Here is a 25789-nt window from a genome sequence, read left to right on the forward strand (position 1 = left end):
AGCCTTACACCGAAAAAACTCAACCCTAACAACCGCTTACTTCGTCATCCCGGGTCGCCGTTGCCGGCGTTCCCTGTCGAAGTGGGGCGCATTCTACAGCGCTGGGGTTTTCTGTCAACGACCAATGTGAACTTTTTTCAGTGTCTTCGGGTAACCGCCATAATATTGGTTATTATTTGTCCGGAATGGGCATTTTTCAACCAGATCGAAAAGAAACTACAGATCCACCGCCACCTTTGCTGACGATTCTGTCGCAATCCGCCTTGCCTCCTCGACGGATTCTCCCCTGGCCACGACCACACCCATTCGCCGGCGGCCCCTCAGTTCCGGCTTGCCAAACAGGCGGAGATGAACATCAGGCGTGGCGAGCACTTCTTCGAGGTTGCCAAAAGCAGGCGCATCGGAATCCCCTTGCGGGAGGATTACTGCGGAAGCCGATGGACCATTCTGCCGGATTACTGGTATCGGCAACCCCAGAATAGCCCGGGCATGCAGGGCAAACTCCGACAAATCCTGGGAGATCAACGTCACCAGCCCGGTATCGTGGGGGCGCGGCGACACCTCGGAGAACCAGACGTCATCGCCTTTTATAAACAACTCAACCCCAAATACGCCGTAGCCACCAAGGTCAGCCGTGATGGCCTCGGCGATAGCCCGACTTCTTTCCAGGGCCAGCGGGCTCATGGGCTGCGGCTGCCAGGACTCCCGGTAGTCGCCGTCTTCCTGGCGATGACCAATGGGATCACAGAAGCTGACGCCATCCCGATGACGAACAGTCAGCAGGGTGATTTCGTAGTCAAAATCGACAAACCCCTCGATGATCACCCTGCCCTTGCCGGCACGACCACCCGTCTGGGCATAGTCCCACGCGGCGTCGGTATCACTTTCACTCCGCAACAGGCTCTGGCCTTTACCAGAAGAACTCATCACCGGTTTTACCACACAGGGAAATCCGATCTCCGTCACCGCCTGATCAAAGGCCTGCCGGGTTTCCGCGAACCGGTAGGGTGAGACCGGCAACCCCAGCTCCTCGGCTGCCAGGCGACGAATTCCCTCGCGGTTCATGGTCAGGTCGACCGCCCGTGCGGTTGGGATGACGCGGTAGCCTTCCTGTTCGAGGCTTACCAACTCACCGGTGGCAATGGCCTCGATCTCAGGAACAATGAGGTGTGGCTTTTCTGTCTCTACCACGCTCCTGAGACTGGCCGGATCCAGCATGTCAATCACATGGCTGCGGTGAGCCACCTGCATTGCCGGGGCATTGGCGTAGCGGTCGCAAGCGATCACCTCGACCCCCAGGCGCTGCAGTTCAATCACCACTTCCTTGCCAAGCTCACCAGAGCCACAAAGAAGAACCCGGTAACCGTTTTCTTTCAGGGGTGTTCCAATGGATATGCTCATAGTCTGTCTGCCAGGCTGATTATGATAGTCAGGTCGGGAATCGGGGTCGTCGAGGCCATATCGCGCTATATCAGATGCTTCTCTTCCCGGGCAGCGACGTACTGCAGCACCTGCCTGCGCTCGTCGTTGGTCATGGTCGTCCACCGCAGAATTTCGTCACCGGTACGGTGGCACCCGATGCACACATCATTTTCGTCCAGAGCGCATACGGCAACACAAGGGGAACGAACACGATCCTTGATGTCCATCAGCCGTTATCCTTCCAGGGCTCCATCAGCTCCAGGGAGCTCATGTAACGGGCGGCATTTTCAACATAATGCGCAGCGCTGAGCTCCAGCATTTTCTTCTGGTTGTCACCCAGCTCCCGCTTAACACGCCCGGGTGCCCCAATCACCAGCGAGCCATCGGGAATTTCCATCCCCTCCGGGATCAGGGTGTTGGCTCCGATGAGGCAGTGCTTGCCGATCCGTGCGCCGTTCAGCACAACAGCGTTAATACCGATCAGCGAGTAATCCCCAATCTCGCAACCATGCAGCATGGCCTTGTGGCCAACGGTTACGCCGCGACCAAGGGTAAGCCGGATGCCGGAATCAGTGTGAAGTACGGAGCCATCCTGAACATTGGACTCAGGCCCGATAGTGATCAGGTCATTATCACCGCGAATAACCACGTTGAACCAGACGCTGCTCTTCTCGTGCAACGCAACGCTTCCGATCACCGTGGCGTTCTCGGCAATGAACTGCCCTTCTCCAATGAACTCGGGTTTGCGGTCCGCGAGTTGATAAAGCATGTTGGCTTCTCCTCGTCTGTATCCCGCCAGATCAACGCTGGCGCGGCTCAAGCAAATTGATGCGGGCATCGTACACGGCATTCAGGAAGTCCACCAGAACCACCGCGGTCAGCCCCCAGATCCGGTAACCCTGCCAGCGATAGGACGGAACATAATAGGTATTATCCAGAAACGGAAGTACGTCGGTGTGCTCCCTGCGGTCTTCCAGCAGGAATTCGACGGGCACGTGGAAAATACTCTCGATCTCGTGTGGATTCGGTGTCAGCGGGTGGTCGGCGGGCACAACACCGACGTATGGTGTTACCAGTATGCCATAGCGGGAGATGACCTGACTCAGGGGCGATATAAGATGAACCTGATCAGGAGGCAGGCCAATTTCCTCATGAGTCTCGCGGAGCGCGGTGTGGGCAAGCGATGGATCAGAAGCGTCCCGCTTTCCTCCGGGAAAAGCCACCTGCCCCCTGTGAGTGGAGAGGTTTTCGGATCGCAGAGTCAACAGTATTTCGGGCGCTCCGGCGTTATCCGTTACCGGAACCAGCACACTGGCTTCCGGATAATCCAGGGCCAGCTGATCCGGCACATACCGGGCTAGCCTTTCCGTCAGCAATTCGCGCAAAATCTCTCTCCCGCATTTTGGTATGGGACAGGGCACCGGCCAGACGATACACTGGTGCCAGAACTCGCAATAGTATACGGGGTAATTCATGAAATTCTGCAGCAGCTGCGGCCATCCCGTTGAGAGCCGCATTCCTGCCGGTGACAACCGGCCCCGCTATGTATGTCAGCAGTGTGAGACGATTCACTACCAGAACCCGCGCATCGTGGCAGGTACCGTACCCACGTGGGAGGGGAAAATACTGCTGTGCCGTAGGGCCATTGAACCCCGTTACGGCTATTGGACCCTACCCGCCGGTTTCATGGAGAATTCAGAAACCACCGAGGAGGCCGCCTCGCGGGAAACCCTGGAAGAAGCCATGGCCCATGTGGAACTGGCGGGGCTGTATACCATGATTCACGTGCCCCACATCGATCAGGTCCATATGTTCTACCGTGCCCACATGACCGAGGCCCGTTTTGGTGCCGGTGATGAAACCCTGGAAGCCGAGCTTTTCGAACTGGACCGTATTCCCTGGGACGAGATTTCCTTTCCCACCGTCAGGCGCACCCTTGAGCATTTCGTGGAAGACTTCCAGCGCAATGAATTCCCGCTCCGCATCAGTGACATCCGCCACCGCCTGAAGCCCAGCGACCCTCAAAAGTCCTCAAGCCGGTAGACTTCGTAGGCGGGCTCCTCGAAGGGATGCGCGTCCTTCATCGCGGCGACCACCTCGCGGATAAGGTGGTCCTCGCAGACCAGCTCTACCTTGTATTCATCCACCTTCTCCAACGCTCCGTGTTGTCCCAGATGCGGGTTGCTGCCCTCCAGCGGTCGGAACTGCCCCTTGCCCAGGGTCTGCCAGGCACAGCTGTCGTAGTCGCCAATCCGGCCACCCCCGGCTTCGAAAACCGCATGTTTGGTTGCTTCAAGGTCCGTGTCGGGTACGAAGAAACAGAACTTGTACATTACGCCGCTACCTTCTTCCGAAATCGATGATTTAAAGCCTGATATCCCTTGACACCAGCGTCAGCAGGCAGCCCTCAGCAGGCTTCTGAGGTTACCCACAAAATCTGTGGATAACTTTGGGGATAGTTTTTGGGCAGAGGCCGCAAAGCCCCGTCATTACAGTCATTGTGTCAAATTGGCGACAAATCCACCTAAACAATTTTTTCCTTTAAAAACATAGGATTATAATTCCCGACCAATAATCATACGGTTTGATGTCATTTTGTACACTGAGTCACGGTCATCTTAATTCGCATGTGCATAAAACCAATTCGTCAAGGCTTTTTTCTGGTTATAAAAGCTCACAAAACCCTTACGATCCGTAGCCTTAGAGCACAGTTTAAAAAAAGCACAAAAAAAACCGATGGCCTCCACGCACTGACGAACGCATTGACCACCGGTTTGATTGCTATCCTGTTGCTGAGTCGATCAGCCCAGCCATTTTCTCGCGTTACGGAACATACGCAGCCACGGCCCGTCGTCGCCCCAGCTGTCTGGACGCCATGAATACTGCGCCGTGCGGAAAACCCGCTCAGGATGCGGCATCATGATGGTGACACGGCCATCCTGGCTGGAAACCCCGGTAATGCCGGCTTCCGACCCGTTCGGATTGTAGGGATAGCGACTGGTCTGCTGGCCCCGATTGTCCACATAGCGCAATGCCACCTGTCCGGAACGGTTGAAGTCCTCGAACCCGGCCGGGGAGCTGAACTCGGTACGGCCTTCGCCATGGGCCACGGCAATTGGCATCCTGGAGCCGGTCATGCCCGCCATGAAGGCAGATGGCGATTCCTGGACCTCGACCATGACCAGTCGTGCTTCGAACTGCTCGGACTGGTTGCGAACAAAACGCGGCCATCCTTCTGTACCCGGAATCAGTTCGTGAAGGTTGGAGAGCATCTGACAGCCGTTGCAGACTCCCAGCGACAGGGTGTCATCCCTCTCAAAGAAGCCCGCAAACTGGTCCCTGACCCGTGAGTTGAACAGGATGGACTTGGCCCACCCCTCCCCGGCACCCAATACATCTCCGTAGGAGAAGCCACCACAGGCCACCAGGGAGCGGAAGCCATCCAGAGTCACCCTGCCGGAAAGCAGGTCACTCATGTGCACATCCACCGCCTCAAAACCGGCGCGATCAAAAGCGGCGGCCATTTCCACCTGGCCATTGACGCCCTGCTCCCGCAGCACCGCCACTTTTGGTGCCGCACCCTTGTTAATGTAGGGAGCTGCAACGTCGTCAGCGGGATCAAAGCTCAGCTCGGCGTGCAGGCCCGGGTCACCGGCATCCTGCAGGTTATCGAACTCCTCACGGGCACAATTGGCATTATCCCTCAGGCTCTGGATCCGGTAACTGGTCTCGGACCACAGCCTGTGCAGTTCGGCCCGCGGCTGCTCGATCACCGACGCGCCCTCAAACGTAAAGCGAACGTGATCATCGTCATTGAGGGCCCCGACCACCGAGGTGTGTTCACCAAGACCGGCACCTGAGAACTGCTGAAGAACGAAAGGCGTATCCTCCCGCCGGACCTGGATCACCGCCCCGAGTTCCTCGTTGAACAGTTCACGGGCAAACTGGCCAGACTCCTCTGCAAGCCCATCCAGGCGGATATCCACACCGGTATGCCCGGCAAAGGCCATTTCCGTCAGGGTGACAAACATGCCACCGTCCGAGCGGTCGTGATAGGCGAGTAACTTGCCGTCGCCATTGAGGCCCTGGATCACCGCAAAGAAAGCCTTGATGTCCTCTGGGTCGTCCACATCCGGCGCCGCAGCACCCATCTGGCTGTAGACCTGGGCCAGTGCCGAGCCACCGAGCCGGTTCTGGCCCGCCGCCAGATCAATCAGGATCAGATCGGTATCGCCCTGATCCGTCCTCAGTTGCGGGGTCAGCGTGCGAGTCACATCCGTCACTGGCGCAAAACCACTGATGACCAGGGACAGGGGCGCGGTAACGCTCTTCTGCTCCTCACCCTCTTCCCACACGGTTTTCATGGACATGGAATCTTTGCCCACGGGGATCGCAATACCCAGAGCCGGGCACAGCTCCATGCCTACCGCCCGCACGGTTTCGTAAAGGTTCTCGTCCTCACCCGGGTGCCCGGCAGCTGCCATCCAGTTGGCAGACAGGCGTATGTCGGACAGCCTGGCAATGGGCGCAGCCGCCATATTGGTGATGGTTTCGCCCACAGCCATCCGGCCGGAAGCCGGCGCATCAATGCTGGCTACCGGTGTACGTTCACCCATAGCCATGGCCTCGCCGGTGAGGACATCGAAACTGGTAGCGGTGACCGCCACATCGCTTACCGGCACCTGCCAGGGCCCGACCATCTGGTCCCGGGCTACCAACCCGGTAATGGTGCGGTCGCCAATGGTAATCAGGAAATTCTTGCTGCCCACACTGGGCAACCTCAGCACGCGCCGGATGGCATCGTTCAGATCAATCCGGGACGAATCGAAGATTGGCTTGGTGAAGGATGTACGGGTAACGCTGCGGTGCATGCGTGGCGGTTTGCCAAACAGCACGTCCATGGGCAGGCCCACCGGGGAGTCACCGTAATAGGCATCATCCAGACTCAGGTGATGGCTCTCTGTCGCTTCGCCAATCACCGCGTAAGGGCAGCGTTCACGACGGCAGATTGCATCGAAGCGTTCCATGTTGTCTTCCGACACCGCCAGTACGTAGCGCTCCTGAGACTCGTTGCACCAGATCTCCAGCGGAGACATGCCCGGTTCGTCGCTGGGGATATCACGCAGCTCGAACTTGCCACCACGACCACCGTCCTTGACCAGTTCCGGCATGGCGTTGGACAGGCCACCAGCACCCACGTCGTGGATAAAGGCAATGGGATTAGCGTCGTCCAGCTGCCAGCAGCGGTCGATGACCTCCTGGCAACGGCGTTCCATTTCCGGGTTGCCTCGCTGTACGGAGGCAAAATCCAGGTTCTCGTTACTGGTACCGGAATCCATGGAGGATGCCGCGCCACCACCAAGGCCGATAAGCATGGAAGGTCCACCCAGCACGATCAGCCGGGCACCGACGGGAATTTCACCCTTTTCCACGTGGTCTTCACGGATATTGCCCAGACCGCCTGCAATCATGATGGGCTTGTGGTAGCCCCGGACTTCGTCACCCGCGGCACCCGGCACCTTCTGCTCGAAGGTACGGAAATAACCCGCCAGGTTCGGGCGGCCGAATTCATTGTTGAATGACGCCCCGCCAATGGGGGCGTCAATCATGATATCCAGCGGCGAGGCGATACGGTCGGGCCGGCCATAGCCTTTCTCCCAGGGTTGAGGATCACCCGGGATTTCGAGATTGGAAACCGTAAATCCGGTGAGACCCGCCTTGGGCTTGGAACCACGACCGGTAGCGCCCTCATCACGAATCTCGCCACCTGCACCGGTGGCTGAACCGGCGAAGGGTGAAATGGCGGTGGGGTGGTTGTGGGTTTCCACCTTCATCAGGATGTGGATAGGCTCCTGGACATAGTGATACCGCGCTGTCTCCGGATCCGGATAGAAACGACCGCCAGTGGATCCGCGGATCACCGAGGCGTTATCACGATACGCAGAGAGCACCCCGTCCCTGCTCATCTCGTGGGTATTGCGAATCATGGCAAACAGGGACTTCTGCTGCCCCTCGCCGTCAATATCCCAGGACGCATTGAAGATCTTGTGCCGACAGTGCTCCGAGTTGGCCTGGGCAAACATCATCAGTTCCACATCCGTGGGATCCCGATCCAGGTCACTGAAGGCATCCACCAGATAGTCGATCTCGTCCTCGGCCAGGGCGAGGCCGAGTCGCTGGTTGGCCTCCACCAGAGCCGGGCGGCCACCGGTGAGTACCGGGATCCGCTCCAGTGGCCTGGGCTCTTCCCGATGGAACAGCAGCTCCGCCCCGGCCATCTCATGGAAGACAGTTTCCGTCATGCGGTCGTGCAATAGCGCGGCGATGGCCTGACGCTCCTCGCGACCCAGCTTCTGCTCCGCCTTCACATAATAGGCGATACCACGCTCAATACGGTTCACCTGACGAAGGCCGCAGTTGCGGGCGATATCCGTGGCCTTGCTGGACCAGGGCGATACCGTTCCCGGCCGCGGCACTACCAGAAACAGCACCCCGTCCGGTTCATGCCGTTCGGCGCTTGGCCCGTAGGTCAACAAACGATCCAGAACTTCCTGGTCGCCGTCACCGAGCTCAGCTTCAACGTCCACGAAATGCATGAATTCCGCATAGAGAGCGCTGATACCCTGAACGGCTTCAGTCAGCAAACCAGACAGTTTTTCAGTGCGGAAAGGGGAGAGTGCGGGAGCGCCGCGAAGTTCCAGCATGGGTTATAACCTGTATCGCGCGAACTTGGAGAAACCGGTGCGCCAGCCAGCGGCCGTGACGACCTGCTGGTGTGAGGGCGCGGCACCGTGTATGAACGGGCGCAATAATACTGGAAACCGGACGCAGGATACAGCAAAGAACATGAAACGGACTCTCGCCCCAATTTACCCCAGCCACATTTGACCTGTTTCCACAGACTGGGGGATCATGGAGCGACACTTTCCGGAGGACATGAATTTGGGTGCCCCCCGAAATTCAGGAAATCTGCCCCTGTCCCCAACAAGGGTACTCACGCTGATGACGCTGCTGTGGGCCATCGCGCTCGGCGGCTGCTCACGGCCGGACACCCTGTCTACGGTAAAAGCCGAGGGTGTACTGCACGTTATCACCCGTAACGCGCCTTCCATCTATTATAAGGACCGTGAAGGCGCCACCGGGTTTGACTACGAACTGGCCCAACGCTTTGCCGACTACCTGGGCGTGGAGCTCAGGGTCCGCCTGGTGGAGGGCAACAGCGAAATACTTGAGGTGCTGGACAACGGCTACGCGCACATCGGATTCACCGGCCTGTCCCTGGCCCACGACTGGGATGGTCGCTTCCGCACGCTTGCCAACGGTCTCAGTTCACGATCCGTGGTCATCTACCATCGTGGTATGGAAGACCAGTTCGACTCCATCGAGTCGCTGGCAGAGCAGGACATTCCCGTCCACGTGGCCGCTGAAACCAATCACCTGCCGCACCTCAGGCAACTCCGGGATGAATTTCCACTACTGAACTACCAGATCCACGAGGGCGTGGATGCGGCCGGCATTCTTGAACGGGTAGAGTCCGGTGAGCTGATGGCAGCGATCGTGGACGCCAACGAACTGGCCCTGAACCACGTCTTCTACCCCAATGTGAAAAGGGCGTTTGCCATCAGCGACAAGGAATCCATCGCCTGGCTGTTTCCCGTCAGCAATGACGGAAGCCTCTATCAGGAGGCCGAAGCTTTCTTTGAGCAGATCAGGAAGGACGGCACCCTCGCCCACCTGAGGGAACGCTTTTATGGTCATCTCGATCAACTTGGGTATGTTGGTGCCCTCACCTTCGAGAAGCATATCCGCGACCGACTGCCGCAATACCAGGACGTATTCCGGAACTACGGCGACGAAACCAATCTTGACTGGCGACTACTGGCCGCCATCGGCTACCAGGAATCGAATTGGCGCCGCGACGCGGTATCACCCACCGGTGTACGCGGGCTGATGATGCTGACCCGCAACACGGCCAGTCACATTGGCATCGACAACCGCCTTAACCCGGAACAGAGTATCGAGGGAGGTGCCCGCTATTTCCGGCAGGTTCACGGCATGATCCCGGACCATGTCAAGGAGCCTGACCGCACCTGGTTCGCCCTGGCTTCCTATAACGTGGGTTTTGGTCACCTGGAAGACGCCCGCCGCCTGGCAGAATCCGCCGGGCGTAACCCCGACCGCTGGCTGGACGTCAAGGAATTCCTGCCACTACTGTCCCAGAAGGAATGGTATTCGAAAACCCGGCATGGCTACGCCCGCGGCCACGAGCCGGTACTCTACGTGCAAAATATCCGACGCTACTATGATGTATTGGCCCGGCGGTTTGACAGGGTAGCCGAAGCCGAACCCACGACCATGGCCCGGACCGACACCAGCGAGCTGCTTCCCCCGAGCGGGCTGCACGATTACCGGGTCATCCGGGAACAACAGGGAAAGGAACAGGAAACGACGCTTGCCCTTCCCCGTGAGATGGGCATCACGCCGCCAACGCTCTAGCGCAATAGTGTGCTACTCGGCGGCTTGTTCGGTGGCTTCCAGTGCCCGCTCCACCTGATCTCCGGAAAACCCCCGCCGCGCCAGAAATCCTCCCTGACGCTGCCACTCAGCCCAATCCCCTGTCAGGTCGGCCAGGCCAAACCGCCGCTCGCGGAGACGGATTGCCATCTGTGTCCAGCGCTCCTCTGGCACCGCGTTGAGTTCCGGAGGCGTCGCCATCACGCCGCGCTGTTGCAAGTCTGCCAGAATCTTCAGGGGGCCATAGCCAGCGTCCATTCGCTGACGCACGAAAACCTCGGCGAAACGTCCATCGTCCAGCCAGCCCTTTTCCTCGAAGCTGTCCAGGACCTCGTCGATCACGTCGTTGTCCACCCGTCGCTGCCGCAATTTCATGGTCAGTTCCAGGCGACTGTGCTCACGTCGGGCAAGCAGCCGGAGGGCGGTTTCCGGCGCCTGCTCGTTGGGGTCTTTCTTTTTACCTGACTTTGCCATATCGCCCCTTTCCGCAACCTGTTTCGAGAGGATAGACTATGCCACCTGCCCGAAAGCCGGGAATGAAACACGGGCCATTTTCCGAATCGCCCGCCCTATCGGCTTTCCTGACTTCCGGCCTGTATCCAGCGGCCGGAAGCATAGACGGGATACCCCGTGAACTGACTGCCTGAAGGATACCGACATGGCCGCATTTTTCCAGAATCTCTTCAAGAAGCGCTCCACCAAAGCGACCAGACCGGACAACAGCAGCAAGAAGGACAACACCGTACAGAACAGCAGCCCCGTCGATGGGGAGTCCGCGACCAGCAGAAGCCCCGGGCAACCGGCCATCGATACCCAACGGCAAACCCTGGCAGACACCAACGTGCCCCAGGAAACCCTGGCACGGCTTGCCACCAAAGGCCTGGCGGCCGACATTCGCCTGGAAGCGGCTCGTCGGCTGACCGATGAGACCCTGCTCCAGCAGGTGCAAAAAGCCTCTCGCGGCAGGGACAAGGGCGTCTACCAGCACACCCGCCAGGTCCTGCAGGACATCCGGCGCCAGCAGGAAGACGAGCAGGCAACCCGGGACGCACTCGAACAGCTTGCGCGCGATGCCGAAGACCTTGCGAAAACCGGCGACACCACCCTTTACGAGGCCCGTACACAGCAACTGGACAAGCAGTGGCAGTCGCTGGAAGGGTCGGCCAGCAACGAACAGAAAACCCGTGTCCTGAGTGCCCTGCATACCTGCCGTGAACGGATCCGCGAACTGGAACAGGATCGCCAGGAAGCGCAGCGGCACCAGGACCAGAAGATCCAGCGGGAAGAAACACTGGCACTGCTTCAGGAAACCCTGGATTCCCTGGCCGCCGAAGCCCCCACTTCCGGTGCCCTCCCCTCCCTGGACGCGCTGCAGCGCACCCAGGAAAACCGTTGGCTGGAGGCGACACGGGATACCAGCGTCAGCCGCCAGGAGCAAAAGCAATACGAAGACCTGATGCTGACCCTGCGCGCCGCCATCGATGCCGTTCGTCGACTGGCCCACCATCAGGGAGAACTCGAAGCCCTGATGGCCCAGGATGCGCCCCCTGTCGACCAGGTTATCGCCCTGCTGGACCAGCTCGCATGGCCGGCCAGACTGGCCAGGCCGGAAGCACTTCACGCACTGTCACAAGTGGTCCGCACTCAGCCCTCACAGCCAGCTGCGGCGGATAACGATACCGAAGCACAGGAAAAGGCCGCCCTCAAGCTGGAAGCCGCCCTTGAGCAGCTCGAAGCCACGCTCGCCGACAACCGCCTCAAGGAATCCCGCCAGCAGTTGAAACAGGCCCAGGGACTCCAGCGTCAGCTGGGGGGCAAGCTGGCCAACCGATACCGGGCGCGCCTTCAGCGCCTGGCCGGACAGGTTCGCGAACTGGGTGACTGGCAGGGCTTCGCCACCGAACCCAAGCAGGTGGCCCTGTGTGAGCAAATGGAGTACCTGGCGCAACAACCCATGGACCCGGAGGCCAAGGCCACCCGTATTCAGGAGCTGCAGCAGGAGTGGCGTGACCTGGGCGGTTCTTCAAACCGGGAGCTGTGGCAACGTTTCCGGGCCGCCTCGGAAACCGCCTTTGAACCCTGCAAGGCCTATTTCGAAGCGCGCTCCGACCTCAAGAAAGTGCACCTGCAAACACGCTATAACATCTGCGAGGAACTGGCCCGTTACCTGGAAGGTACCGACTGGAGTCAGGTGGACTGGCAGGCCGCCGAACAGATTGAAAAAACGGCACGCAAGGAATGGCGCGAGGCCTGGCCAGTGGACTTTCGTGACAACCGGAAGGTGCAGAAGGAATTCGATCGCCTGATGAACGACCTGGCCAGCCACCTGGATGAAGAGCGACACCGCAACGAGGAGTTCAAACAGGGGATTGTCGACCGCGCCCGGGAGCTGACGGAGCACGCCCCCCTGTCGGAAGCCATGGACGAGGCCAAAGCGCTGCAGAAACAGTGGCAAAGTATCGGTATCACCCGTCACCGGGAAGACCGCAAGCTCTGGAAGGCATTCCGGGCCGCGTGCGACGAGATCTTTGCCCGCCGTGACGAGCAGCGTCAGCGCCGCGAGCAGGAAACCAGCGAGTCGGATCAGGCGGCGCAAGCCGTTCTTTCCGGCGCCAGGGCGCTACTGGACGATCAGCCGATCAACGAGACCATCGCCAGCGAATGGATCGACAAACTGGAAGCCACCGCCAGGACACCAGTGTCCGCCAGTATCGGCAAAGAGCTTCGCCAGACCGCCAGTCAGCTGACAGAGGTGCTCCGCCAGCACCAGACCATGGCTGTCATGCACCAGTGGCAGCAGTGGGTCGAACAGCGGGTGCAAGGCACCCTGTCGCAGGAAGGCCTGCCCGGACACTGGCAGGAACTTCAGGCGACGGTGGCGGTCTCAGACCCCCGGGAGCTGGTTGTACTCTGCGAAATCCTCAACGGTTGCCCCTCTCCGGACGATGACCAGTCCTTACGTATGGAGTTGCAGGTCAGACGACTCAAGGAAGGTTTTGAGGGAGGCCCGAACCAGCAAGGCGCCAACAGTGATACCCGCGAAGCCATTGTGGCTCGCTGGTGTCTGGCACTGCCCCAGGATTCGCTGACGCCGGAGCTGGCCACCCGGCTCACACAGGCGCTGGAGACGCAGAACCCGGACTCATAACCCGCAGACCAGTCGGCGAACGGACCTGTGTCAGGTTATGGATAGATTGTCATTACATCACCAGAACTGGCTGTGGTAACCATAGCTACCGTTGCCTACAATGAAAGTCAGGAGTGAGAGTCCGCCCTGAGTGCCGCACTGCGGCTTCAGCGCTGATCCGGAAGCTCCCCTGAGGCTGACACCACATGGTCCAGGCAGGCCAGAACCTGCAGATGGGCCCCAGGTGGACAGCAGATGTAAGGGGGAGCCCAGGTACTAGCAGGTAATCATATTTATGAAGACAGTTAACAAGCCCGTAGTTTCCCGGGTCAGGAACTTCGCCATCGGTGTCCTGGCAGCCCTGCCCGTGTTAGGCATTGGCACGTCCCTTCATGCCAGCGTTGATAACGGTGCCTATGAGGCGGTCTCCCCCACCATTGAACAGGCCCGGGCAAATATCCTTATTTCCCGTCAGCTCCAGTTCACCCATTTCCGCGAGCAGTCCATCAACGACGAGCTTGCTCAAGAGGTCTTCGACGATTACCTGGATTATCTCGATGGCCAGCGTATCTACCTCACCCAGCAGGATATCCAGTCGTTCCAGCCGTTGAAGGAACAGATGGCGGCATCTCTTCGCACGGGTCAGTTGCAGCCCGGATTCGATATCTACAATCGCGTCCAGAAACGCATTATCGAACGCATGGATTACGCCCTCGGATTACTCGAAGGCGGGGTTGATTCATTCGACTTCCAGACCGCAGACGAAATCCTGCTGGACCGCTCGGAGGCCGACTGGGAAGCGGACCAGGCCGGCCTCAATGAACTCTGGAACAAGCGCATTCGCAATGCGGTGCTGGCCCAGCGCCTGAATGGCAGCTCCGACGAGGAAATTCTGGAGGTGCTGACACGCCGTTATGAGAGCCAGCGTAAGCGGATCTCGCAAATGCGCAGCGAAGATGCGTTCCAGGCCTACATGAATGCCTTTGCCGGCACATGGGACCCACACACCAATTACTTCTCGCCACGCAATTCCGAGAACTTCAACATCAACATGAGCCTGTCCCTGGAAGGCATAGGTGCGGTTCTGCAGTCGGATAACGAATACACCAAAGTGGTACGCCTGGTGCCTGGCGGCCCGGCCTCCCGGCAGGGGCAACTCGGCCCAGCGGACCGTATCGTCTCTGTGAAACAGGAAGACGAAGACAAACCCACCAACGTGATCGGCTGGCGCCTGGACGAAGTGGTCGACCTGATCCGGGGCCCCCGTGGCTCCACCGTCACCCTCGAAGTGGTGCCTGCCAACGCCAGTGACGAAACCGTCACCCGCACCATCGCCATCAAACGGGACAAGGTGAAACTGGAGGAGCAGAGCGCCAGCAGCGAGGTAATCGAGCTGGACCGCGGCGACGAAACCTATCGCATTGGCGTTATCGACATCCCCACGTTCTATGCCGATTTCCAGGCCATGCAGCGGGGCGACCCCAACTACAAGAGCACCACCCGTGATGTGCGAAAATTGCTGGAAGAGCTCAAGGCCGAGCAAAACGTCGACGGTCTGGTAATGGATCTTCGAAATAATGGCGGTGGCGCCCTGCATGAGGCCAACGATCTGGTCGGACTGTTTATCGACCAGGGTCCCACGGTACAGATCCGCAGTTCCGACAATCAGGTGCAGGTGCTGGCTGACCAGGACCCCAGCGTGGCCTGGGACGGCCCCATGGTGGTGCTGGTGAACCGCATGAGCGCCTCGGCATCGGAAATCTTTGCCGGCGCCATCCAGGACTATGGCCGCGGCCTGGTGGTTGGTTCGCAGACCTTTGGCAAGGGCACCGTGCAGGCGGTCCGGTCGCTGAACCACGGCCAGCTCAAGATTACCCAGTCGAAATTCTATCGGGTCTCGGGTGGCTCCACCCAGCACCGTGGCGTCATTCCGGATATCGAGATTCCATCACGGATCGATACCACCCGTATCGGCGAAGACGCCCTGGAGCGTGCCCTGCCCTGGGACCAGATCGACTCAGTGCCTCACGCCCGCTATTTCGACTTCAGCGGAGTGATTGACCAGCTACGTCAACGCCACGCTGATCGCTTCGACGAACCCCCCGAGTTCAGCCTGCTGCAAAAGGAGATCGATTTCCTGAAGGAGCAGCGCAAGACCACCATGGTGAGCCTCAACGAAGACCTGCGACGGGACTACCAGGAACAGCTGGAAAGCCGGCAGTTAACCATTGCCAATGCCCGCCGGGAACTGAAGGGTGAAGAACCTTTCGAAAGCTTCCAGGCCATGGAGGACCATCAGGAGCAACAGGCCGCCGCCCATGGCGAGGATGACGAACTGGACTTCATCGTGCGCGAGGGGGGCCACATTATGGCGGACATGCTCGAGCTGGATCGCCGTATGGCCACCATCCTGCCAGCAGGTACCGTAACGGCGAAAGCAGAGTAACCACTCTGAGACAATAAAAAAGCCGGCACTTCCCTGAAGTTGCCGGCTTTTTTGTGCCTGTAGGATGGTTAATCAGACAGCGGATGCATGCCCGTCATCTCCGGGGTATGCACCACACCCCGTTCGGTAACAATAAGATCGATAAGGTCAGCCGGCGTCACATCGAACACCGGATTGAAGGCGTTGACATGCTCCGGTGCAACCCGGATACCACCAACCTGGCAGATCTCGTCTCCGTCACGCTCCTCAATGGGAATATCGCGGCCACTGGCCAATGACATATCCACGGTGCTGTATGGAGCCACCACCATGAATTTAACCTTGTGATGCCTGGCCAGCACCGCCAGGCCATAAGTGCCGATCTTGTTAGCCACATCACCGTTGGCGGCAATACGGTCGGCTCCGACAATCACCCACTTGACGTCGCCCTTCGCCATGATAGCCGCAGCTGCACCATCGGCATTGAGGGTTACCGGAATGTCGTCACGGACCAGCTCCCACGCAGTCAGCCTTGCCCCCTGCAACCAGGGCCGTGTTTCATCGGCATAAACCCGCTTCAACAGACGCTTCTCGTGAAGCTTGCGCACCACCCCCAGAGCCGTGCCGTAGCCACCCGTTGCCAGTGCCCCGGTATTGCAGTGGGTCAGCACTGAGCAGGGCTTTTCCAGAGCCATGGCCTCAAGCGCCAGGTCCGCCATGGCCATATTGGCAGCCAGGTCTTCGCGGTGGATCGCTACAGCGGCCTCGGCCAGACGCGATACCGCATCCTTCCGGGACTGACACTGATCAAGGACTCCACCCATCCGGTCAAGGGCCCAGAACAGGTTGACCGCTGTGGGCCTGGACACGGCGAGCTGGTCGATAGCGTCCCTCACCTCCCGTTGCCAGTTGTCAGCGTCGGCTCCCCGAGCAGCCAGAGCAACCCCATAGGCGGCACTGATGCCAATGGCCGGCGCGCCCCGCACCGCCATATCCCGTATGGCCTGGGCAACTCCGGCAGCCCCTTCGATGGTCAGCCAGTGCTCCTCGGCCGGCAGCCGACGCTGGTCCAGCAACTGGACCGCATAACCGAGCCACCGAATGGCGACGGTATCAGGATCGGCTTTCTGTTGAACCGTACCGGGGGACTGTCTGCTCATCATTTACCTCCTTCGTATTGTCGCTGGCTGCGTTCAGACTCGACCGTTATACTCTGCCGCTGTAGACAAACCAAGACCCGGGGAGTTTCTGGTGGCATCCTGAAGCGCCCGGCCATCGTTCAGGGTTGTCTTCAGAAAGCCCCAAACCACCGGAGTTACAGGCCCGATTCATGACCGCTGATACCATCATTGCCGCCGATATTCGCATCAACGCACGCTGGGTCATCCCTGTCGAGCCCTTTGGCGAGGTGCTGGACCATCAGGCAATCATGGTACTTGGGGACCGTATTGAAGCAATCGTGCCCCAGACTGAAGCCGACCAGGACTACCGTGCCCGGGAGGTGATCGATCTTCCCCATCATGTGGTGTTGCCGGGGTTGATCAATATGCATGGTCACGCCGCCATGTCGCTGTTTCGGGGTCTGGCGGACGACCTGCCCCTGATGACCTGGCTCAACGAGCATATCTGGCCTGCCGAAGGCCGCTTTGTCAGCGACCGCTTCATCGCCGATGGCACCCAGTTGGCCATGGCGGAAATGCTACGCACCGGCACAACCTGCTTCTCCGACATGTATTTCTTTCCTGAGGTGGCCGCGCAGATGGCAAAGGACGTCGGCATGCGGGCGCAAGTCTGTTTCCCGCTGATGGAGATGCCCACACCCTGGGGCAGTGGCCCGGCAGAGTACCTCGACAAGGGCGCGGCACTCCTGGAGCAGTGGAAAAACGACCCCTGGGTGCGTATCGCCATTGGCCCCCACGCCCCCTATACCGTCGCGGACAGCACCCTGAAAAAGGCAGTGGCACTTCAGCAGAGCTCCGGGGCGGCCATGCAGATCCACCTCCATGAAACCGCCTTCGAGGTGGAGGAAGCCCTTCGCCAGGAGGGTCAGCGCCCCATTGCACGCCTGAGGGATCTCGGCGCCCTCAACAGGAATACCCAGTGCGTTCACATGACGACACTGAACGACGACGACCTGGCGACTGTCGCCGATACCGGGGTCCATATTATCCATTGCCCGGAATCGAACCTGAAACTGGCCAGCGGCTTCTGTCCGGTCCATTCGCTGCAACAGGGCGGCAACAACGTCACCATCGGCACGGACGGCGCCGCCAGCAACAATGACCTCGACCTGTTCGGCGAGCTGTCCACCGCAGCCATGCTGGCCAAGGCCGTTTCCGGAGACGCCGCCGCACTGGGAGCGCATCAGGCTCTGGCGATGGCCACCATCAACGGAGCCCGGGCGCTGGGCCGGGACCATGAAATTGGTTCACTGGTCGCGGGCAAACAGGCTGACCTTATTGCGGTGGATCTGAGCGATCCGTTCCTGCAGCCAGTCTATGACCCGGCGTCCCATCTTATCTACAGTAATCACGGCCGCCAGGTAAGCCATAGCTGGATTGCCGGCGTACCTCAAGTACAGGATGGCCGCCTTACCCGCATCGACGTACCGGACCTGATGTTGAGGGTGCAGGAATGGCATAATCGCATCACATCCGCAGACAAGCACTGAACCTGCCGGCAGCCTGCCGGCCTTACTTGCCAGGCCCCATGACCATGAGCAGAACCAACGTAGACCAGAACGAAATCGCCAAGTTCGAGGCGCTCGCCAGCCGTTGGTGGGACCCCTCCAGCGAGTTCCGCCCCCTGCACGACATCAACCCGCTGCGGCTGAACTACATTGACGAACGCACGCCACTGGCCGGGTGCAGGGTGGTGGACGTGGGCTGCGGCGGTGGCCTGCTTTCCGAAGGGATGGCCCGGCGGGGGGCAACCGTCACTGGCATTGATATGGGCGAGGCGCCCCTGGCCGTGGCGCGCCTGCACGGCCTGGAATCCGGTGTCGAGGTGGACTACCGCCAGACCACCGTGGAAGAACTGGCTGCCGACCCGGACCACGAGGGCCAGTACGACATCGTCACCTGCCTGGAAATGCTCGAGCACGTCCCGGAACCGGCGTCGGTGATCCGGGCATGCGCGCGCCTGCTCAGGCCCGGCGGCGAGCTTTACGTATCCACCATCAACCGCAACCCCAAATCGTTCCTGTTTGCCATCGTTGGCGCCGAATACCTGTTGCGACTGCTGCCCCGGGGCACTCACGAATGGAGCAAATTCATCCGCCCGTCGGAAATGTCCGATCATCTCCGTGGCGCCGGCCTGGACATTCGCGAGCTTACCGGTATGACCTATAACCCGGTAACCAAGGTCTACAAGCTGGGCCGGGATGTGGACGTAAACTACATGATGCATGCCACCAAACCGGCGGAGAGCTGACATGTCGCGCCCCCTGCCGAAGCCACCGTCCACGGTGCTGTTCGACCTCGATGGCACGCTGATCGACACTGCGCCGGACTTTATCCGCGTGCTCAATGACCTGAGGCGGGAGAACTCGCTGGCGCCATTGCCCGCAGACGGCATCCGGCCACATGTGTCCGATGGCGCCCGCGCCATGATCCGACTGGGCTTCGGCCTGGAACCTGACCACCCCGAGTACCCGGGCCGGCATGCCCGCTTCCTGGATCTCTATGAGGCTGGAATCTGCGAAGAAACCGAGCTGTTCGCCGGCATGGACCGGATGTTGTCCGCCCTGGAAGAAGCCGACGTGCCCTGGGGCATTGTGACCAACAAGCCGGTACGGTTTGCGGCGCCACTGCTGTCGGCACTCGGGCTGGAGAGCCGCTGCGCTGCCCTGATCTGCCCGGATCACGTCGCCAACCGGAAGCCGGACCCGGAAGGCCTGCACCTGGCCTGCCGGCAAATGGGAGCCGCCCCGGATAACGGTATCTACGTAGGTGACCACGCCCGCGACATCGAAGCCGGACGCAACGCCGGTATGGTCACGGTTGCCGTACGCTATGGCTATATCGTCAACCCCGATGAGGTTGATCTCTGGCAAGCGGACCATACCGTCGATACCGTCGACGAACTGGTAAAGCTGATACAATAGCGTCCGCCTTACCAGGCTGGCTTACGAATTATTCAGGACACCGAGCGGGAGCATACTGCCTTATGTCGGACAACCCCATGCATAACTATCAGGCCCCGGAAGGCCTGCTGAAGGATCGCATTATCATGGTGACCGGTGCCGGTGACGGCATTGGTCGTGTCGCCGCAAAAACCTATGCCGCCCATGGTGCCACTGTGATTCTGCTGGGGCGGACAATTTCCAAGCTGGAATCCGTCTACGACGAGATCGAGGCCGCCGGCCACCCCCAGCCCGCCATTGTGCCCATGAACCTGGAGGGCGCGGCGGTCAAGGAATACCAAGAAATGGCCATGACCATTGAGGACAATTTTGGACGGCTGGATGGCCTGCTCCACAATGCCGGCATCCTGGGCACCCGCACCCCCGTGGAACTCTACGACCCGGAAACCTGGAACAAGGTCATGCAAGTGAATGCCACCGCACCGTTCCTGTTAACCCGGGCGGTCATTCCGCTGCTGAGATTGTCTGATGATGCCTCGGTGATCTTCACCTCGTCCGGCGTGGGTCGCAAGGCCAAGGCCTATTGGGGGGCCTATGCGGTGTCGAAGTTTGCGCTGGAAGGCCTGAGCCAGCTACTGGCCGATGAACTGGACGATGAACGCCATAATGTTCGCGTCAACAGCCTGAACCCGGGCGCCACGCGCACCAACATGCGGGCCCACGCCTACCCGGCGGAGAACCCCATTCAGAACCCGACCCCGGAGGAGCTGATGCCCAGCTACCTCTACCTGATGGGCGCGGACAGCAAGGGCGTCACCGGCCAGCAACTGGACGCCCAGGTCAAGAAATAATGCAGTTGACGTTCTTCACCACCAGTCATTGCCAGCTGTGTGAACTGGCGGAAAACCTCCTGGTGCACACGCCCATGCCCGAGCCGATCCCGGTAGAGGCAGTCGACATCGCCTCGTCGGAGCAACTGGTTGAACGCTATGGCACCCGCATACCGGTACTGCGCCGTGAAGACACCGGGGCCGAACTGGGCTGGCCCTTCAGCCGGGATGACCTCCTGGACTTCCTGGGCCCGAACCCCAGATCTTCAGGCCATATTCACTGAGGTAACTCTGACATGTTAATGGTTGTATCCCCTGCCAAGAACCTGGACTACGAAAGCCCCCTGGCCACCGACCGGTACACCCAGCCGGCGTTTCTGGACGACGCCTGCGAGCTCATTGACCAGCTCAAGGCGCTTGAACCCCACCAGGTCAGCAACCTGATGGGCATCAGTGACAAGTTGGGCCAGCTCAATGCTGAACGCTACCAGCAGTGGCACACGCCGTTCACCCCGGACAACGCCCGTCAGGCAGTGCTCGCGTTCAACGGCGACGTCTATACCGGACTGGCCGCCCATGAATTCAATGACAGTGAGTTCGAGTTCGCCCAGAACCACCTGCGTATCCTCTCCGGCCTTTATGGCATCTTGCGCCCACTGGACCTGATGCAGCCATATCGACTGGAAATGGGCACCAAGTTCGAGAACAAGCGGGGCAAGGACCTCTATGAGTTCTGGGGCAACACCATTACCGACGCCCTGAACCGGGAACTTGACGCAGACGACGGCGTGCTGCTGAACCTGGCCTCCAACGAGTACTTCAAGAGTATTCGCAAGAAGCAGCTCAAGGCCCGCATCATCACACCCCAGTTCAAGGACTGGAAAAACGGCCAGTACAAGATGATCAGCTTCTACGCCAAAAAAGCCCGGGGCCTGATGGCCCGTTATGCGATTACCAATAACATCAACCAGGCCGATGACCTGAAAGGGTTCGACCTGGCCGGCTATCGCTTCAGTGAGGAGCACTCCTCCGGCGATAACTGGACCTTCCTGCGCGACGAGCAATAACTCTCAAGAATAACGCCGCCGTTCCGCATTAACCGACGACGCCTGCACCGGTCCGACAGGGCCGGTAGTTGGCGCCTGTTTGACCGAGAAACCCGACGGAGCGTTGCATGAACGAAGCACTCTTCTCTCAAATTGCCCTTTACGTCTGCCTCACGGGGCTGATCCTCTGGATGGGGTATATCGTGTGGGACCTGGCCAGCAAGTCCCAGGCCGGCCGATTTGGTACCATTGCGCTCTTTACCATTCTGGGCGCCGGTGTGGCGGGCTTTATCGTCAAGACCGTGCTGGTTGAGGTGATGAATATCTAGAACACAGCCATTACGCTGCCCAAAATCCCTGTTTGAACCCGAAAAACAACGCAAGGACCCGATTCCATGTGGTTTCGCAATGCCCGAGTTTTCCGCTTTACCAAGCCGTTCGACATCAGCCCGGAAGAACTGGAAGAAAAGCTGGCTGCTGATGCCTTCAAGCCCTGCGGCCCACAGGAGCCGGCACGTCACGGCTGGGTACCGCCCCTGGGCAAGCACGGCGAGGTACTGGTACACAGCGCCGGCGGCTACCACCTGATTGCGCTGCGCAAGGAGGAAAAACTGTTGCCGGCGCCCGTTATCAAGGAGCTGGTGGAGGAAAAGGCTGAGCTCATCGAGCAGGAACAGGGCCGCAAGGTGCGCAAGAAGGAGAAGGATGAGCTTAAGGAAGAGGTCATGCTGGAGATGCTGCCCCGCGCCTTCTCCCGCAACCGCCGCAGCTTTGCCTACCTTGCCCCGGCAGACGGTGTGCTGGTGGTCGACGCCGGTTCCGCCAAGCAGGCGGAGGATCTGGCCTCGGCCCTGCGTAAGAGCATTGGCTCACTGCCGGTCCGTCCGCCGGTACTGGAGCAGGCGCCGGCGTTTACCTTTACCGGCTGGCTGAATGAGTCCGTTGATCTTCCGGCGGCTATTGAACTGGGCACCGAGTGCGAGCTGAAAGATCCTTCAGAGGATGGCGGTGTGGTTCGCTGCAAGGGTCTGGATTTGCGTGCTGATGAAATCCAGAACCACCTGGAAGCGGGCATGCAGGTGACCAAACTGTCCCTGACCTGGGATGAGAATGTGTCGTTTGTGCTGGATGAGGAATTCGGTATCCGCCGGCTGAAGTTTGGTGAGACCTTGCAGGAGAAGCTGGACGATGTGGATGCTGATGATGCAGCGGCCAAGTTTGATGCTGCTTTCTCGCTGATGACTCTGGAGCTTTCGCGGCTGATTCCCGGGTTGTTGGAGGCTCTTGGTGGGGAGGATCGTTCGGCTATTGTAGAAGAAGGATAACGTTAACTTGGGGGGCTGGGCCGGAGGCAGGAGGCTCTTTCCGGGACACGCCGTAAATACGTCCCTGTAGGCTCTTCAAAAACGTCCCTGTTTTTGAAGGTCCCGGAAAGAGCCTCCTGCCTCCGCCCCGTCAAGCTGCCGAGTAGCCTCCAAAACTAATGATGGGCCCGGGCCAACCTCTCCCGCTGCCAGTCCTTCTCCGGCTCGTTCAGCACCAGCTTCAGATCCATCACTTCTTCCTCGCGGTTGTAGTGGATCCTGAAGCCAAGGTGCTCGGCAAGCTGCAGCATCGGGCGGTTTTCCGGTAGCACATTGCCCACCATTTCCATGGTGCCCCGGGAGCGGCAGTAGTCAATCATCTTCTGCATCAGGGCCACGCCCAGGCCCTCGCCTTTCATTTTGTCGTGCACCATAACCGCAAATTCGCAGCGCAGGTTGTCCGCATCGGTCCACACCCGGACGGTGCCCAGGGTCTCCTCCCCTTCCCCGTCTTCGCGCGGGGCATTGGCAATGAAGACCATTTCCCGGTCGTAATCAATCTGAACCATCTGGGCTACGTCTTCCCGGGAGAAGTGCTTACGGAACTGGAAGAACCGATAGCGGATTGACTCCGGCGACTGGTGTTCATGGAATGCCCGGTGGGCGGGTTCATCCTCTGCCAGTACCGGCCGGATGATCACCCGGCGCCCGGACTTGGGCAATACAATCCACTCCTCCAACTCCCTGGGATAGGGCTGGATGATCGGTATCCCCGGCCTGTCGGCCAGGTCAATGGCCACATCCACCGCCAGGGTGCTGTCGCGATCAAACAGTAGCGGGGAGATTTCCAGGCCCCGAATTTCCGGCTGGTCGATGACAATCTGCGACAGGGTGATCAGCACCTCGCAGATGGCACGGATATCCCGTTCCGGCTCGGTACTGAACTCCTGCAACAGACGCGACATGTAGGTACGCCTCAGGACTTCCCGGGCCAGCACCATGTTCAGGGGCGGCAGGGCAATCTGGCGGTCGGTCATCACACTGATCTGGGCACCGGCGGCACCACAGACGACCAGCGGGCCGAACAGCGGGTCCCGGGTGATGCCAACACTGAAGGCAATACCGTCTATGTGTTTATAGGATCGCTGCACCGCAAACCCCAGAAAGCCACTGTCCGGAAAATGCTTCTGGTAGTCCTCCATCAGCTCCCGACAGGCGTCGATGATATCGCTTTCATTGGTCAGACCATGGACGGTGGAGCGATAGCGGCCCTGGCCGGTCTGGTATTCCATGAACGGGTGGCAGGCGCGCTGGTGCATGAGGGCAACGTCTATGGGCCGGCGCTCAACAGCAAACGCTTCCAGAACCTCCTCCACATCGTCACAGTAGACCGTCGGCACCGTGTTAATGGCGTAATCATTGAGAATGTCCCGGGCCTCATGGTTGGACAGGTGATTCCGGCCCTGCCGCTTCGCGTTGACAATGATCCGGCGGGTATTGGAATGGTCCGCAAAATGATCAATAAACGATTCCGGCGTCTCTCCCAACAGCCGCTGAACGCGCTGGTGGTTCACATGCTGCATGAATGCCATGACCGCCTTTTCCGGCGAGAAGAACGACGGGACCCCGGCTCGGTAGAATTCATCCCGGGCATCCATCACCGTACTCTGGCCCAGCCAGCAGGTGAATACGTTCAGGCGGGTGCCCTTCACCGCCTGCACCACCGCGTCGGCAATCTGCAGGCTGTCCTCCGTCAGACTGGGTGCGTACATGATCAGCACGTTGGACACTTCCGGATCTTTTGCCAGTATGCGGATAGCCTTGGCGTAGAGATCCGGTGATGCGTCGTAGTTCAGGTCGATGGGATTCTTGCGGGTCCAGTACGGCGGCAGGATATCCGCCAGGGCATCAATGGATTGCTCAGAAAGAGTGGCCAGCTCCCCGCCCAGGGCCGCCAGCCGGTCCACCGCCAGCACCCCGGGCCCCACGCCATTGGCCATGATCGCCAGAGACTCGCGCTTCAGGGGGCGCATACGGGTAAGGGTTTCCAGGGCGTCGAACATCTGCCCCAGGCCATCCACCCTCAGCACGCCGGCCCGCTGCAGCATGGCGTCGTAGATGGGGTCGCTGCGGTTCAGGCCGGCGGGCAGTTCGTGGCGAAACCATTCTGACTCCGGCACCCGCCCGCTCTTTACCGCGATAACCGGCTTGGTACGCGAGGCCACCCGCACCGCAGACATGAAGCGGCGGGGGTTGGGGATGTTCTCGATATGCAGCAGGATCGCCCGGGTCTGGGAATCCTGGGCCAGGTAGTCGATCAGATCATCATGATCGATGTCCATGGAATCCCCCAGGGTCAGGAAGTACGAGAACCCCACCCCCCGGGCAAAAGCCCAGTCGATCACCGAACTGGCGACACTGCCTGACTGCCCCACGAAGGCGACCTTACCGGGCAGCGCTCCCATATGGGCATAGGTGGCGTTCAGGCTGCGGGCCGGCACCATCAGGCCAATGGTGTTGGGGCCCAGAACCCGGATTCCCGTTTCCCGGGCGGCCTCCCCCACGGAATACATCAGTGGCTGGCCCGTTCGTGAGTGGGCCCGGGACATGCCGCCGGTCATCACCATGGCGGTTCTCACCCCGGCCCGGCCCAGCCGCCGCACCACCTTGGGTACCGTGTCCGGCGGCGTACAGACAATGGCCAGCTCCGGGCTGAACTCCATCTTCGACACGCGGGAGACACAGGGTACACCGTGAACCGACTCATAGCCGTTCTGGTTGATGACCAGCATCTGCCCCGGGTAGCTGCCTCCCAGAAGGTTGCGGAGCACCATCCCGCCGAGGTTATCGGCACGTTCTGAGGCGCCGACCACCACAATCGAGGACGGGTTGAACAGGCTTTCCAGGTAACGGGTGCCCAAAATGCAGTCTCCTTCGTACATTGTCGCCGTGGAATACAAGTCTATCTTAGGCGTTGCGTCCTTGATGTAAAACGAATTACTCGACTTGATTGATCTGGGGGGGCTACGACCAAAGA

22 protein-coding genes are annotated in these 25789 nt (G+C 59.9%); 13 read left to right on the plus strand and 9 right to left on the minus strand.

Going from position 1 to position 25789, the window contains the following annotated elements; translation table 11 throughout:
• Nucleotides 1-243, plus strand: a 243-nt coding sequence (locus ACFOZ5_RS14170; RefSeq protein WP_379888425.1) for a hypothetical protein, incomplete at its 5' end; no start/stop codon positions are given.
• Here the strand turns inward: ACFOZ5_RS14170 and purT are convergent.
• From purT to ACFOZ5_RS14190, 4 genes are all read right to left on the minus strand, one after another.
• Nucleotides 217-1401: a formate-dependent phosphoribosylglycinamide formyltransferase gene (purT, locus tag ACFOZ5_RS14175; RefSeq protein ID WP_379888427.1), complete on the minus strand. Its 1185-nt coding sequence runs from the start codon at nucleotides 1399-1401 to the stop codon at nucleotides 217-219. The two genes, ACFOZ5_RS14170 and purT, sit on opposite strands and share 27 nt — an antisense overlap.
• A 65-nt stretch (nucleotides 1402-1466) precedes the next feature.
• Nucleotides 1467-1649, minus strand: a complete 183-nt coding sequence (locus tag ACFOZ5_RS14180) for a DUF1289 domain-containing protein (RefSeq protein WP_379888429.1) — start codon at nucleotides 1647-1649, stop codon at nucleotides 1467-1469.
• Nucleotides 1649-2191: a gamma carbonic anhydrase family protein gene (locus ACFOZ5_RS14185; RefSeq protein WP_379888431.1), complete on the minus strand. Its 543-nt coding sequence runs from the start codon at nucleotides 2189-2191 to the stop codon at nucleotides 1649-1651. Before ACFOZ5_RS14185 ends, ACFOZ5_RS14180 begins: the two co-directional genes overlap by 1 nt.
• Nucleotides 2192-2222: 31 nt before the next feature.
• A complete protein-coding gene (locus ACFOZ5_RS14190) occupies nucleotides 2223-2807 on the minus strand; it encodes an NUDIX hydrolase (protein ID WP_379888433.1) in 585 nt (194 codons plus the stop codon).
• 88 nt (nucleotides 2808-2895) lie between these two features.
• Here ACFOZ5_RS14190 and ACFOZ5_RS14195 point away from each other — a divergent pair, with 88 nt between their 5' ends.
• Entirely contained in the window at nucleotides 2896-3465 is a 570-nt protein-coding gene (locus ACFOZ5_RS14195) for an NUDIX hydrolase (RefSeq protein WP_379888435.1), read from the plus strand.
• Here ACFOZ5_RS14195 and ACFOZ5_RS14200 read toward each other — a convergent pair.
• Together ACFOZ5_RS14200 and purL are read right to left on the minus strand one after the other, a co-directional pair.
• Nucleotides 3444-3755 carry an NGG1p interacting factor NIF3 gene (locus ACFOZ5_RS14200; protein ID WP_379888436.1) on the minus strand — a complete coding sequence of 104 codons (312 nt, stop codon included), beginning with the start codon at nucleotides 3753-3755 and terminating at the stop codon, nucleotides 3444-3446. The genes ACFOZ5_RS14195 and ACFOZ5_RS14200 overlap by 22 nt on opposite strands.
• Before the next feature lie 468 nt (nucleotides 3756-4223).
• Complete coding sequence (gene purL / locus ACFOZ5_RS14205; protein ID WP_379888438.1) at nucleotides 4224-8126, minus strand: phosphoribosylformylglycinamidine synthase; 3903 nt, start codon at nucleotides 8124-8126, stop codon at nucleotides 4224-4226.
• A 298-nt stretch (nucleotides 8127-8424) separates the two neighbouring features.
• Between purL and mltF the strand changes: the two genes are divergently transcribed.
• A complete protein-coding gene (mltF, locus tag ACFOZ5_RS14210; protein ID WP_379888440.1) occupies nucleotides 8425-9918 on the plus strand; it encodes a membrane-bound lytic murein transglycosylase MltF in 1494 nt (497 codons plus the stop codon).
• A 12-nt stretch (nucleotides 9919-9930) separates the two neighbouring features.
• On the opposite strand, the gene ACFOZ5_RS14215 is transcribed toward mltF, so the two are convergent.
• A complete protein-coding gene (locus ACFOZ5_RS14215; protein ID WP_379888442.1) occupies nucleotides 9931-10410 on the minus strand; it encodes a regulatory protein RecX in 480 nt (159 codons plus the stop codon).
• 184 nt (nucleotides 10411-10594) lie between these two features.
• On the opposite strand from ACFOZ5_RS14215, the gene ACFOZ5_RS14220 reads away from it, so the two are divergent.
• Both ACFOZ5_RS14220 and ACFOZ5_RS14225 read left to right on the plus strand, forming a co-directional pair.
• Nucleotides 10595-13084, plus strand: coding sequence for a DUF349 domain-containing protein (locus tag ACFOZ5_RS14220; RefSeq protein WP_379888444.1), 2490 nt, complete (start codon nucleotides 10595-10597; stop codon nucleotides 13082-13084).
• Nucleotides 13085-13358: 274 nt separating this feature from the next.
• Nucleotides 13359-15509 carry a carboxy terminal-processing peptidase gene (locus ACFOZ5_RS14225; RefSeq protein ID WP_379888446.1) on the plus strand — a complete coding sequence of 717 codons (2151 nt, stop codon included), beginning with the start codon at nucleotides 13359-13361 and terminating at the stop codon, nucleotides 15507-15509.
• 68 nt (nucleotides 15510-15577) lie between these two features.
• Here ACFOZ5_RS14225 and mtnA read toward each other — a convergent pair whose 3' ends face one another.
• Nucleotides 15578-16648, minus strand: a complete 1071-nt coding sequence (gene mtnA / locus ACFOZ5_RS14230; RefSeq protein ID WP_379888448.1) for an S-methyl-5-thioribose-1-phosphate isomerase — start codon at nucleotides 16646-16648, stop codon at nucleotides 15578-15580.
• Between the two features lie 170 nt (nucleotides 16649-16818).
• Between mtnA and ACFOZ5_RS14235 the strand changes: the two genes are divergently transcribed.
• From ACFOZ5_RS14235 to rdgC, 8 genes are all read left to right on the plus strand, one after another.
• Nucleotides 16819-18159, plus strand: a complete 1341-nt coding sequence (locus ACFOZ5_RS14235) for a TRZ/ATZ family hydrolase (RefSeq protein WP_379888450.1) — start codon at nucleotides 16819-16821, stop codon at nucleotides 18157-18159.
• Between the two features lie 44 nt (nucleotides 18160-18203).
• On the plus strand, nucleotides 18204-18920 hold the full coding sequence (gene ubiG, locus ACFOZ5_RS14240; RefSeq protein ID WP_379888452.1) for a bifunctional 2-polyprenyl-6-hydroxyphenol methylase/3-demethylubiquinol 3-O-methyltransferase UbiG: 717 nt from the start codon (nucleotides 18204-18206) through the stop codon (nucleotides 18918-18920).
• Nucleotide 18921: 1 nt separating this feature from the next.
• Complete coding sequence (locus ACFOZ5_RS14245) at nucleotides 18922-19593, plus strand: HAD family hydrolase (RefSeq protein WP_379888454.1); 672 nt, start codon at nucleotides 18922-18924, stop codon at nucleotides 19591-19593.
• Between the two features lie 77 nt (nucleotides 19594-19670).
• The gene (locus tag ACFOZ5_RS14250) at nucleotides 19671-20423 is read left to right on the plus strand and encodes a YciK family oxidoreductase (RefSeq protein WP_379888456.1); all 753 of its coding nucleotides are present in this window, start codon (nucleotides 19671-19673) and stop codon (nucleotides 20421-20423) included.
• Nucleotides 20423-20686 carry a glutaredoxin family protein gene (locus ACFOZ5_RS14255; RefSeq protein ID WP_379888458.1) on the plus strand — a complete coding sequence of 88 codons (264 nt, stop codon included), beginning with the start codon at nucleotides 20423-20425 and terminating at the stop codon, nucleotides 20684-20686. The genes ACFOZ5_RS14250 and ACFOZ5_RS14255 overlap by 1 nt, the downstream gene beginning before the upstream one ends.
• 12 nt (nucleotides 20687-20698) lie before the next feature.
• Nucleotides 20699-21469 (plus strand): peroxide stress protein YaaA, encoded by a 771-nt coding sequence (yaaA, locus tag ACFOZ5_RS14260; RefSeq protein ID WP_379888460.1) that lies wholly within the window; start codon nucleotides 20699-20701, stop codon nucleotides 21467-21469.
• A 107-nt stretch (nucleotides 21470-21576) separates the two neighbouring features.
• Nucleotides 21577-21777: a DUF2788 domain-containing protein gene (locus tag ACFOZ5_RS14265; RefSeq protein ID WP_379888462.1), complete on the plus strand. Its 201-nt coding sequence runs from the start codon at nucleotides 21577-21579 to the stop codon at nucleotides 21775-21777.
• Nucleotides 21778-21843: 66 nt separating this feature from the next.
• The gene (gene rdgC, locus ACFOZ5_RS14270) at nucleotides 21844-22773 is read left to right on the plus strand and encodes a recombination-associated protein RdgC (protein ID WP_379888464.1); all 930 of its coding nucleotides are present in this window, start codon (nucleotides 21844-21846) and stop codon (nucleotides 22771-22773) included.
• A 155-nt stretch (nucleotides 22774-22928) separates the two neighbouring features.
• On the opposite strand, the gene ACFOZ5_RS14275 is transcribed toward rdgC, so the two are convergent.
• On the minus strand, nucleotides 22929-25673 hold the full coding sequence (locus ACFOZ5_RS14275) for a bifunctional acetate--CoA ligase family protein/GNAT family N-acetyltransferase (protein WP_379888466.1): 2745 nt from the start codon (nucleotides 25671-25673) through the stop codon (nucleotides 22929-22931).
• Nucleotides 25674-25789 lie beyond the last annotated feature (116 nt).

This window comes from Marinobacter lacisalsi (assembly GCF_042651045.1).
GTDB lineage: Bacteria > Pseudomonadota > Gammaproteobacteria > Pseudomonadales > Oleiphilaceae > Marinobacter > Marinobacter lacisalsi.

Bases quoted from the DNA above. Each gene is read 5' to 3' on its own strand.
- mtnA (WP_379888448.1), bottom strand. From the start codon at position 16,648: ATGAGCAGACAGTCCCCCGGTACGGTTCAACAGAAAGCCGATCCTGAT.
- ACFOZ5_RS14180 (WP_379888429.1), bottom strand. From the start codon at position 1,649: ATGGACATCAAGGATCGTGTTCGTTCCCCTTGTGTTGCCGTATGCGCT.
- ubiG (WP_379888452.1), top strand. From the start codon at position 18,204: ATGAGCAGAACCAACGTAGACCAGAACGAAATCGCCAAGTTCGAGGCG.
- ACFOZ5_RS14185 (WP_379888431.1), bottom strand. From the start codon at position 2,191: ATGCTTTATCAACTCGCGGACCGCAAACCCGAGTTCATTGGAGAAGGG.
- ACFOZ5_RS14255 (WP_379888458.1), top strand. From the start codon at position 20,423: ATGCAGTTGACGTTCTTCACCACCAGTCATTGCCAGCTGTGTGAACTG.
- purT (WP_379888427.1), bottom strand. From the start codon at position 1,401: ATGAGCATATCCATTGGAACACCCCTGAAAGAAAACGGTTACCGGGTT.
- ACFOZ5_RS14220 (WP_379888444.1), top strand. From the start codon at position 10,595: ATGGCCGCATTTTTCCAGAATCTCTTCAAGAAGCGCTCCACCAAAGCG.
- ACFOZ5_RS14265 (WP_379888462.1), top strand. From the start codon at position 21,577: ATGAACGAAGCACTCTTCTCTCAAATTGCCCTTTACGTCTGCCTCACG.
- purL (WP_379888438.1), bottom strand. From the start codon at position 8,126: ATGCTGGAACTTCGCGGCGCTCCCGCACTCTCCCCTTTCCGCACTGAA.
- yaaA (WP_379888460.1), top strand. From the start codon at position 20,699: ATGTTAATGGTTGTATCCCCTGCCAAGAACCTGGACTACGAAAGCCCC.
- ACFOZ5_RS14235 (WP_379888450.1), top strand. From the start codon at position 16,819: ATGACCGCTGATACCATCATTGCCGCCGATATTCGCATCAACGCACGC.
- ACFOZ5_RS14225 (WP_379888446.1), top strand. From the start codon at position 13,359: ATGAAGACAGTTAACAAGCCCGTAGTTTCCCGGGTCAGGAACTTCGCC.
- ACFOZ5_RS14215 (WP_379888442.1), bottom strand. From the start codon at position 10,410: ATGGCAAAGTCAGGTAAAAAGAAAGACCCCAACGAGCAGGCGCCGGAA.
- ACFOZ5_RS14250 (WP_379888456.1), top strand. From the start codon at position 19,671: ATGCATAACTATCAGGCCCCGGAAGGCCTGCTGAAGGATCGCATTATC.
- ACFOZ5_RS14200 (WP_379888436.1), bottom strand. From the start codon at position 3,755: ATGTACAAGTTCTGTTTCTTCGTACCCGACACGGACCTTGAAGCAACC.
- ACFOZ5_RS14245 (WP_379888454.1), top strand. From the start codon at position 18,922: ATGTCGCGCCCCCTGCCGAAGCCACCGTCCACGGTGCTGTTCGACCTC.
- mltF (WP_379888440.1), top strand. From the start codon at position 8,425: ATGACGCTGCTGTGGGCCATCGCGCTCGGCGGCTGCTCACGGCCGGAC.
- ACFOZ5_RS14195 (WP_379888435.1), top strand. From the start codon at position 2,896: ATGAAATTCTGCAGCAGCTGCGGCCATCCCGTTGAGAGCCGCATTCCT.
- rdgC (WP_379888464.1), top strand. From the start codon at position 21,844: ATGTGGTTTCGCAATGCCCGAGTTTTCCGCTTTACCAAGCCGTTCGAC.